The 8,431-nt window shown below is 72.6% G+C and carries 8 protein-coding genes; 5 read left to right on the top strand and 3 right to left on the bottom strand.

Features of this window, described 5'->3' with window-relative positions; genetic code table 11:
- On the bottom strand, positions 1 to 695 hold a 695-nt coding region (locus ACJOT3_RS29265), incomplete at its 3' end, for an alpha/beta fold hydrolase (RefSeq protein WP_406976359.1).
- Between the two features lie 134 nt (positions 696 to 829).
- Between ACJOT3_RS29265 and ACJOT3_RS29260 the strand changes: the two genes are divergently transcribed.
- Entirely contained in the window at positions 830 to 1,402 is a 573-nt protein-coding gene (locus ACJOT3_RS29260) for a TetR/AcrR family transcriptional regulator (RefSeq protein ID WP_406976358.1), read from the top strand.
- 10 nt (positions 1,403 to 1,412) lie between these two features.
- Here ACJOT3_RS29260 and ACJOT3_RS29255 read toward each other — a convergent pair whose 3' ends face one another.
- The gene (locus ACJOT3_RS29255; RefSeq protein WP_406976357.1) at positions 1,413 to 3,029 is read right to left on the bottom strand and encodes a glycoside hydrolase family 13 protein; all 1,617 of its coding nucleotides are present in this window, start codon (positions 3,027 to 3,029) and stop codon (positions 1,413 to 1,415) included.
- Between the two features lie 288 nt (positions 3,030 to 3,317).
- On the opposite strand from ACJOT3_RS29255, the gene ACJOT3_RS29250 reads away from it, so the two are divergent.
- The 3 genes from ACJOT3_RS29250 (at position 3,318) to ACJOT3_RS29240 (ending at position 6,470) form a co-directional block, all read left to right on the top strand.
- Positions 3,318 to 4,625: an ABC transporter substrate-binding protein gene (locus tag ACJOT3_RS29250; RefSeq protein WP_406976356.1), complete on the top strand. Its 1,308-nt coding sequence runs from the start codon at positions 3,318 to 3,320 to the stop codon at positions 4,623 to 4,625.
- An 85-nt stretch (positions 4,626 to 4,710) separates the two neighbouring features.
- On the top strand, positions 4,711 to 5,559 hold the full coding sequence (locus tag ACJOT3_RS29245; protein ID WP_406976360.1) for a carbohydrate ABC transporter permease: 849 nt from the start codon (positions 4,711 to 4,713) through the stop codon (positions 5,557 to 5,559).
- Positions 5,556 to 6,470 carry a carbohydrate ABC transporter permease gene (locus ACJOT3_RS29240; protein ID WP_406976355.1) on the top strand — a complete coding sequence of 305 codons (915 nt, stop codon included), beginning with the start codon at positions 5,556 to 5,558 and terminating at the stop codon, positions 6,468 to 6,470. Before ACJOT3_RS29245 ends, ACJOT3_RS29240 begins: the two co-directional genes overlap by 4 nt.
- Before the next feature lie 43 nt (positions 6,471 to 6,513).
- Here ACJOT3_RS29240 and ACJOT3_RS29235 read toward each other — a convergent pair whose 3' ends face one another.
- Positions 6,514 to 7,062, bottom strand: a complete 549-nt coding sequence (locus ACJOT3_RS29235) for a TetR/AcrR family transcriptional regulator (RefSeq protein WP_406976354.1) — start codon at positions 7,060 to 7,062, stop codon at positions 6,514 to 6,516.
- Between the two features lie 53 nt (positions 7,063 to 7,115).
- On the opposite strand from ACJOT3_RS29235, the gene ACJOT3_RS29230 reads away from it, so the two are divergent.
- Positions 7,116 to 8,165 (top strand): FAD-dependent monooxygenase, encoded by a 1,050-nt coding sequence (locus tag ACJOT3_RS29230; RefSeq protein WP_406976353.1) that lies wholly within the window; start codon positions 7,116 to 7,118, stop codon positions 8,163 to 8,165.
- Positions 8,166 to 8,431 lie beyond the last annotated feature (266 nt).

The raw sequence follows: 8,431 nt of genomic DNA, 5'->3' as shown, positions 1-8,431 counted from the left end.
TTGTCGGCGGTCCCGTGCAGGATCAGGACGGGCTTGCCCGAGTCCCGCACCGCGGCCACGTCCCGGCGGAAGTCCTCGATCCAGGTGGGCACCACCGCGTAGGCGGCGACCGGGGCGCTGCCGACGGCGGTGTTCCAGTTGGCGGTCACGACCTCCTGGGAGATGCGCTTGCCCAGGTTCTCGTCCAGGTTGTAGAAGTCCTTGTAGAACTGCGTGAACCAGGCGTACCGGTCGGCGCGGGCGGTCGCGGCGATGCCGTCGAACACCTCCCGCGGAACGCCGGTGGGGTTGTCGTCGGTCTTGAGCAGGAACGGCTCCAGGGAGGCCAGGAAGGCCAGCTTGGCGACGCGCTCGTGGCCGTGGGCGCCGACGTAGCGGGCCAGCTCGCCGGTGCCCATGGAGAAGCCGACGAGGACCACGTCGCGCAGGTCCAGGGTCTCCAGCAGGGTGTTCAGGTCGTTGGCGAAGGTGTCGTAGTCGTAGCCGACGCCGACCTTGGAGGAGCGGCCGAAGCCGCGCCGGTCGTAGGTGATCACGCGCTTGCCCGCCTTGATCAGCTCGCGCGCCTGCAGCTCCCAGCTGTCGCCGTTGAGCGGGTAGCCGTGGATGAGGACGACCGGCTGCCCCTGGCCGTGGTCCTCGTAGTACAGCTCGATGTCGGTGCCGTTCTCGGTGCCGACCTTGATGAACGCCATGGCACTGCCTTTCCCCGTCGGGCCTGTCCCCGCTGGAACGGCCCCCGTTGGGAGAACGACCGTTCTCCCCTTGGTCCGCTATACTAGAGAACGATCGTTCTCATTGCAAGGGGGCACACGGAGTGACAGCAGGGATGACCGACGAGCAGGCCCGGACCGAGATCGTGGAGGCGGCCGACGAGCTGTTCTACGCCCGCGGGGTCAACTCGGTGGGCATGGACGCGGTGCGCGAGCGGGCCGGGTTCCCGCTCAAGCGGATCTACAAGCTCTTCCCCTCCAAGGAGGACCTCGTCATCGCCGTGCTCGACCGCCGGTCACGGATGTGGAACGAGGGCGTCACCCGGGCCGCGCAGGCCGCCACCGACCCCACCGGCCGGCTGCTGGCCGTGTTCGACTTCCTCGCCGTCTGGTTCCGCGAGGACGACTTCCGGGGCTGCGCCTTCATCAACGCCTACGGCGAGCTCGGCTCGGGCTCCACCCGCGTGGCGCTGGCCGTGCGCGAGCAGAAGGAGTCATTCCAGCGCTACACCGCGGACCTGGTCGGCCGGATCGGCGGCTCCCCGGCGCTGGCCGCCCAGCTGGTGCTGCTCGCCGAGGGCGCGCAGACCGCCGCCGCCATCTCCGGCTCCCCGGAGGCAGCCGACGTGGCCCGCACCGCGGCCCTCACCCTCATCCACGCCGACCCCGGCATCTCCCGCGCCGCCTGACCGGGACCGCTCAGCGGCGCAGCCACACCGCCGTGTCGCCGGGCAGGTGGTCCTCCACCGGGCCGCTCGCCAGCAGGACCTCCCCCTCGGGCAGCTCCGCCGGCTCGGCACCGGTGTTGACCAGCACCAGGGTCCGCGGTCCGCGCCAGAAGGCCAGGACCGGGCCCTGGTTCGCCTTGTCGTCCCACACCAGGGACTCGTCGTCGGAGAAGTCCCGGCGCAGCTCCAGCGCCCGCCGGTACAGGCGCAGCATCGAGCCGGGGTCCCGCTCCTGGGCGGCCGCGGAGCGGCGCCCCCAGTCCGCGGGCTGGGGCAGCCACGCGCCGCCGCTCCCGAACCCGAACGACGGGCCGTCCTCGGACCAGGGCAGCGGCACCCGGCAGCCGTCCCGGCCCCGGTCGGTGCCGCCGCTGCGCACCCATCGCGGGTCCTCCAGGGCCTGCTCCGGCAGGTCGGCCACCTCCGGCAGACCCAGCTCCTCGCCCTGGTAGATGTACGCCGACCCGGGCAGCGCCAGCTCCAGCAGGGCCAGCGCCCGCGCCCGCCGGGTGCCCAGGTCCAGGTCGGCGGCCGGGTCGCGGCCCTCGCCCAGCAGCCACCGCCGGTGGTCGGTCCCCGGCGGCAGGCCCAGCGCCGACACCGGCCGCACCACGTCGTGGTTGCCCACCACCCAGGTCGGCACGGTGCCCACCGCGCGTGCGTCGGCCAGCGAGGAGTCGATGACCTCCCGGTAGGCGTCGGCCTCCCACGGGGTGCGCAGGAAGTCGAAGTTGAACGCCTGGTCCAGCTCGTCCGGCCGGGTGTACAGCACCCGCCGCTCGCCCGGCAGCCACACCTCGCCGACGGTCGCCCGCGGCGGGTCGAACTCGGCCAGCACCCGACGCCAGTCCCGGTACACGTCGTGCACCTCGGGCCGGTCCAGGAACGGGTGGTCGGGGTTGGCCGTGATGTCCTCGAACCGGCCGCCCTCCACCAGCACCAGGTCCCGCAGCGGGTCCAGGTCCTTGACCAGCGCGTAGGCCACGTCGATGCGGAACCCGTCCACCCCGCGCCGGCTCCAGAACCGCAGCACGTCGCGGAACTCCTCGCGCACCCGCGGGTGGTCCCAGTTCAGGTCCGGCTGCTCGGGGGCGAACAGGTGCAGGTACCACTGCCCGTCGGCCACCCGGGTCCACGCCGGGCCGCCGAACGTGGACCGCCAGTTGGTCGGCGGCAGCTCACCGGCCTCCCCGCGCCCGGGCCGGAACACGTACAGGTCGCGCTCGGGGGCGTCGGCGGCGGCCAGCGCCGCCCGGAACCACGGGTGCTCCTCGGAGGTGTGGTTGGGCACGATGTCCACCATCACCCGGAGCCCGAGCCGGTGCGCCTCGCCCACCACGGCGTCGAACCCGGCCAGGTCGCCCAGCCGCGGGTCCACGTCCCGGAAGTCGGCGACGTCGTACCCGCCGTCTGCCCAGGGCGAGGTGTAGAACGGCGACAGCCAGATCCCGTCCGCGCCCAGGCCCGCGATGTGCCCCAGCCGCGCGGTGAGCCCGGCCAGGTCGCCGACCCCGTCCCCGTCGCCGTCCGCGAAGCTGCGGGGATAGACCTGGTAGAGGACCGCGTCGCGCCACCACTGTCGTTCCATGGCCTGCCGTTCCATGGCCGCCTTCCCGCTCGGCTGGTGTCCGGGGCGGCCCGGCCGGTTCCGGCCACGGGCACGTCCGGTGTGACGTCCACGTTACGAGCGCGGGGCGCGGGCGGGCAAGGGCCGTGCGCTCGGGTCGGGGCGGTGCCCGGATCCGGCCTGTGAATTCCTGTTGACCTCTTCACACTCGGGGTACATGGACCCCACAGAGATTTCGGGGGGATGACATCCCAGACAACTCGATACCTCGCGAGCCGGACACCCCGCCGGGCGCGGAAGGAGAGAGTCATGTCCATACCGTCATGGCGCCGCTCACACGGCGCGCGCGCGTTCGCGGCCGGTGCCGCCGCCTTCGCCCTGATCCTGGCCACGGGCTGCGGATCCCCGCCGGGGGAGGAGGTCGAGGGCGACGGTGAGAGCGCGGGGCTGGCCGACGACCCCCAGTTCGTGTGGGCGGTCACCGGCGCCGACCGGCAGATCCACGAGGACGTCGCCCGGCTGTGGAACGAGACCAACCCCGACCGGCAGGTCGAGGTGTTCTTCCTGGCCCCCACCGCGGACGAGCAGCGCCAGGCCATGTTCCAGGACCTGCAGAGCCAGGCCGGGCAGTTCGACGTCCTGGGCCTGGACGTCATCTGGACCGGGGAGTTCGCCGAGTTCGGCTACATCGAGAGCCTGGAGGACCTGCGCCCGCAGATCAGCGACGTCAGCCTCCCCGGCGCCATCGACAGCGCCCAGTGGCAGCAGGAGCTGTTCGCCCTGCCCTACTCCTCCAACGGGGCCTTCCTGTACTACCGCACCGACCTCATCGACGAGCCGCCCACCACCTGGGACGAGCTGTACGAGACCGGCACGGAGGCCGCCGAGGAGGAGGGCATCTCCGCCTACGTCGGCCAGGGCGACCAGTACGAGGGCTTCGTCGTCAACTACCTGGAGCTGTTCTGGGCCGCCGGCGGCGAGCTGTTCGACGAGGGGCAGACGCAGAGCACCTTCCTGGAGGGCGACGCCGCCACCACCGCGCTGGACTTCATGACCGAGGCCTACGACAGCGGCTTCTACGCCGAGGGCTTCGACTCCATGGTCGAGGACGACGCCCGCGCCCTGTTCCAGGCCGGCGAGGCCGTTTACATGCGCAACTGGCCCTACGCGGTGCCCCTGCTGGAGGGCCAGGACGGCGAGGAGAGCGCGGTCGCCGGGAACTTCGCGGTCGCCCCGCTGCCCACCTTCGACGGCGAGGGCAGCACCAGCGCCCTGGGCGGCCTCAACAACGCGGTCAGCTCCCTGAGCGAGAACAAGGACCTGGCCCGCGAGTTCGTCCTGTGGGCCGCCACCGACGCCGAGGCGCAGGGCATCCTGGCCGGCCACAGCCTGCCGCCCACCATGCTCAGCGCCTACGAGGGGGCCGAGGACCCCAACTTCGAGCTGCTGGGCGACATCCTCGCCGAGGCGCACGCCCGGCCGCCGGTGCCCGGCTACAACTCGCTGTCGCTGGTCATCCAGGACAACCTGCACCCGGCCTTCATCGGGCAGACCGAGGCCGAACCCGCGCTGGACGCGGTGGACCAGGCGGCCAACGACGCGCTCGAACAAGAGTAGGCCGATGACGACCGCGACACGGGGCACCGGGACACCGGTGCGCGGCCGGGACGCGCGCATCCGGCACGGTCTGGGCGAACGGGCGATGGGTCGGATCTTCCTGACCCCCTCGTTCGCCTTCATGGCCGTCATCGCGCTTTTTCCGGTCTTCTACGCAGTCCTGATGAGCCTGTACAACATCCGCGGGTTCACCCAGGAGTTCATCGGGATCGACAACTACCTGCGGGCCCTGACCGACCCGGGCTTCTACAACGCCGCGCTCAACACCCTGATCTTCACGGTGGCGTCGGTGTCCCTGGAGTTCCTCATCGGGCTGGGGTTCGCGCTGATCATGCACCAGGCCTTCGCCGGCCGCGGGATCACCCGCGCCGTCATCCTGGTGCCCTGGGTGATCCCGACCGCCGTCGCCGCGCAGGTGTGGCGGTACATGTTCGACCACAACCCCGGGTTCGTGAACGCGGTGCTGGGCGCCGACATCAACTGGCTGCGCGACCCGGCGTGGTCGATGGTCGGGATCATCGCCGCCGACGTGTGGAAGACGGCGCCGTTCGTGGCGCTGCTGCTGCTCGCCGGGCTCCAGACGATCCCCAAGGACTACTACGAGGCCGCCAAGGTGGACGGCGCCGGGGTGGTCCAGCGGTTCTGGTCCATCACCCTGCCGCTGCTGCGCCCGGCGATCGTGGTGGCGCTGCTGTTCCGCACGGTGGACGCGCTGCGCATGTTCGACTTCGCGTACGTGTTCGCCGGGTACTCCAACTCCCTGGCCACGCTGTCGGTGTACGCGCAGCGCTTCCTGGTCGCCGAACCCCAGCTCGGGTACGCCAACGCGCTGTCCACGGTCACCTTCGTGATCGTCATGGTGGTCGGCCTGGCGTTCATCTCCCGGATGGGGCGGCACATGGTCGGGGACACGGCACGGGAGGTGAAGCGGTGACGAACACGGAGGAGGGGGTCCAGGCCCGCGCGGCGGTCCGGGAGGCGCACCGGCCGCGCCGGGGCACACCGCCCGCCCTGGTCAACACCCTCAAACTGCTGGGCCTGGCCGTGGTGCTGCTGTGGTGCCTGTTCCCGTTCATCTGGATGGCCATGACCAGCCTGCGCACCGGGTCGGTGGCGCTCACCGACCCCAACATCCTGCGCGGGCCGTTCAGCCTGAACAACTACGAGCAGGTCTTCGGCCTGGGGTTCCAGTTCGCGCTGCGCAACTCGCTGATCGTGGCGGCCGTGACCACGCTCATCTGCATCCCGGTGGCGGCGCTGGCGGGCTACGCGCTGGCCCGGCTGCCGCTGCGCGGGCGGTTCCTGCTGCTGGCCGCCACCCTGGTGGCGACGCTGTTCCCGCCGGTGGCACTGGTCAACCCGCTCTACCAGATGTACCTGGAGCTCAACGCGCTGACCGGGATCAACCTGCTCAACAGCTACGCGGGCATGGTGATCCCGTACGTGGCGCTGACCCTGCCGCTGTCCATCTTCATCCTGGCCACGTTCTTCGCGGGCATCCCGCGGGAGATCGAGGAGTCGGCGAAGGTGGACGGGGCCACGCCCTTCCAGGCGTTCTGGCGGGTGGTGGCGCCGCTGGCGGCGCCGGGGGTGGGCGCGGCGGCGATCCTGACGTTCGTGTACTCCACCAACGAGTTCCTGCTGGCGTTCTCGTTCGCGCCCCGCGACCTCAACGTGCAGACGGTGCCGGTGTTCATCGGCACCTTCGAGCGCGTCGGGTACGAGAACCCGATCGGGCAGATCATGGCGGCGTCGGTGCTGGTGTCGATCCCGCTGATCGTCTTCGCGCTGGTGCTCCAGCGCCGGATCGTGGCCGGTCTGACCTCGGGCGCGGTCAAGGGCTGAGCCCGGCCGGGCCCGGTACCCCGCCAGGGGCCGGGCCCGGCGTTCAGTCCAGGCAGGCGCGGACGACGGCGGCCATCCGCTCCCGGGGTTCGACGACCTCGGGGCGGGTGACCCCGCGCAGGATGAGCCCGTCGGCGTAGGCCATCAGGGTGCGCATGGCGGCCTGCGGGTCGGCCGCGCCCAGGTCGGCGAGGACGCCCGCGCCCCACCCCTGGATGAGGGCGGCGCCCCGGGACAGGGCGGCGGCGATCCGGGGGTCGTGGGTGGCCTCCACCGACAGCGCGTAGCGGGCCACGGTGCGGACCCGGTCGGTGGTCACCGAGATCTCGATGAACCGGGCGACGGCGTCCAGGAACAGGTCGAGCGTCGGCTCCCCGGGCAGGTCCATCGCGGCCCAGTCGCGCCGGTCCAGTTCCTCCAGCCGCTCCACGACGGCGGTGATCAGCGCGTCGCGGGTGCGGAAGTGGTTGGAGGACGAACCCCTGGGCAGGCCCGCCGCGGCGTCCACCCGGCCGTGGGTGAGGGCGTGCACGCCGCCCGTGCCGAGCAGGGTGATGGCGGCGTCCAGGGCGCGTTCGCGAGTCTCCGACATGAGGGCACTATATTCGTAGTGACGTGACACTATGATCGTAGTAGCGTGGGGCCATGAACGGTAGAGCACTCATCGTCGGCGGCGGCATCGCCGGGCTCGCCGCCGCCCGCGGCCTGCTGGACCGCGGCTGGGAGGTCCAGGTGCGCGAACGCCACGGCGGCCCGCCCGACATCGGCGGGGCACTGGGCATGTGGCCGCAGGCCCTGGAGGCCCTGGACCTGCTCGGCCTGGGGGAGCGGGTCCGCGCCACCGGGAGCGTCCCCACCTCCGCGCGGCTGGCCGCCCCCGACGGGCGCACCCTCGTGCGCCTGGACGCGCGCGCCCCCACCGCCCGCCTGGTCGCCCGCTCCGCGCTGCTGGAGATCCTGGTCGGCGCCCTGCCCGCCGACACGGTCCGCTGGAACACCCCCGTCACCGCCGAGGAGCTCGCCGCGGGCACGGGGACGTCCGGATTCGACGTGGTCGTCGGGGCCGACGGCCTCAACGGCGCGGTCCGCCGCGGCGCCTTCCCCGGCGCCTCCGACTCCCGGCGGCTGGGCACCGTCGCCTACCGGGGCGCCGTGCCCGGCCACGTCGCGGACTTCACCGAGACCTGGGGGAGCGGCCGCATCTTCGGCGCCACCCCCATGGACGGCCGCACCATCAACTGGTACGCGGCCATGCGCGCCGACCTGGCCCCCGACCGCGACGCGGACCCCGTCGCCCTGCTGCGCCGGCTGTACGGGGGCTGGCACGCGGGCGTCGCGCGGGTGTTGGACGCCCTGCCCGGCACCGCCGTCGACCGGCGCACCCTCTACGACCTGCCCGCCCCGGCCTCCTACGCGCACGGGCGCCACGTCCTCATCGGCGACGCCGCCCACGCCATGGCCCCCAACCTGGGCCGGGGCGCCTGCGAGTCCCTGGTGGACGCCGCCGCCCTGGCCCGGGCCCTGGGCGAGGCGCCCACCGCCGCCGAAGGGCTGGCCCGCTACGACCGGGCCCGCCGCCGCCCGGCGGGCCGCGTCGTGCGCGCCTCCCGGGCGATGAGCCGGCTCGCCACCGCCACCCGCCTCACCGGCCTGCGCGACGGGACCCTGCGCGCCGCGGGCGCCCTGCTCCGGTAGCGGGCCGGATCGGGGCTTTTGGTGCGCCTGGGGCGTCTGGGACGCCCAGCATGCTCGGGGCGCTCGGGATGCCCGAGACGTTTGAGAGGCCTGGGACGTCCGGGGTGTCCGGGGCGCCCTAGGTGTACTGACCACGGAGGTTGGTAACACCCACCCCGCCTGACACACACGAAGAGGGCCTCCGGTATCGGTGTGGATTGCGACATCTACCACCGGACCGGAAGGCCCTCGATGCCCCACACTACCCACGCCAACGCCACCCTCAC

The organism is Nocardiopsis protaetiae (genome assembly GCF_045446735.1).
Classification (GTDB): domain Bacteria; phylum Actinomycetota; class Actinomycetes; order Streptosporangiales; family Streptosporangiaceae; genus Nocardiopsis; species Nocardiopsis protaetiae.
Note: the sequence above shows the minus strand (reverse complement) of the source record. Positions and strands in the feature narration are given on the sequence as shown.

Excerpts from the sequence above, each read along its gene's own strand:
- ACJOT3_RS29230 (WP_406976353.1), top strand. The coding sequence starts at position 7,116 with ATGAACGGTAGAGCACTCATCGTCGGCGGCGGCATCGCCGGGCTCGCC.
- ACJOT3_RS29260 (WP_406976358.1), top strand. The coding sequence starts at position 830 with ATGACCGACGAGCAGGCCCGGACCGAGATCGTGGAGGCGGCCGACGAG.
- ACJOT3_RS29235 (WP_406976354.1), bottom strand. The coding sequence starts at position 7,062 with ATGTCGGAGACTCGCGAACGCGCCCTGGACGCCGCCATCACCCTGCTC.
- ACJOT3_RS29245 (WP_406976360.1), top strand. The coding sequence starts at position 4,711 with ATGGGTCGGATCTTCCTGACCCCCTCGTTCGCCTTCATGGCCGTCATC.
- ACJOT3_RS29255 (WP_406976357.1), bottom strand. The coding sequence starts at position 3,029 with ATGGAACGACAGTGGTGGCGCGACGCGGTCCTCTACCAGGTCTATCCC.
- ACJOT3_RS29250 (WP_406976356.1), top strand. The coding sequence starts at position 3,318 with ATGTCCATACCGTCATGGCGCCGCTCACACGGCGCGCGCGCGTTCGCG.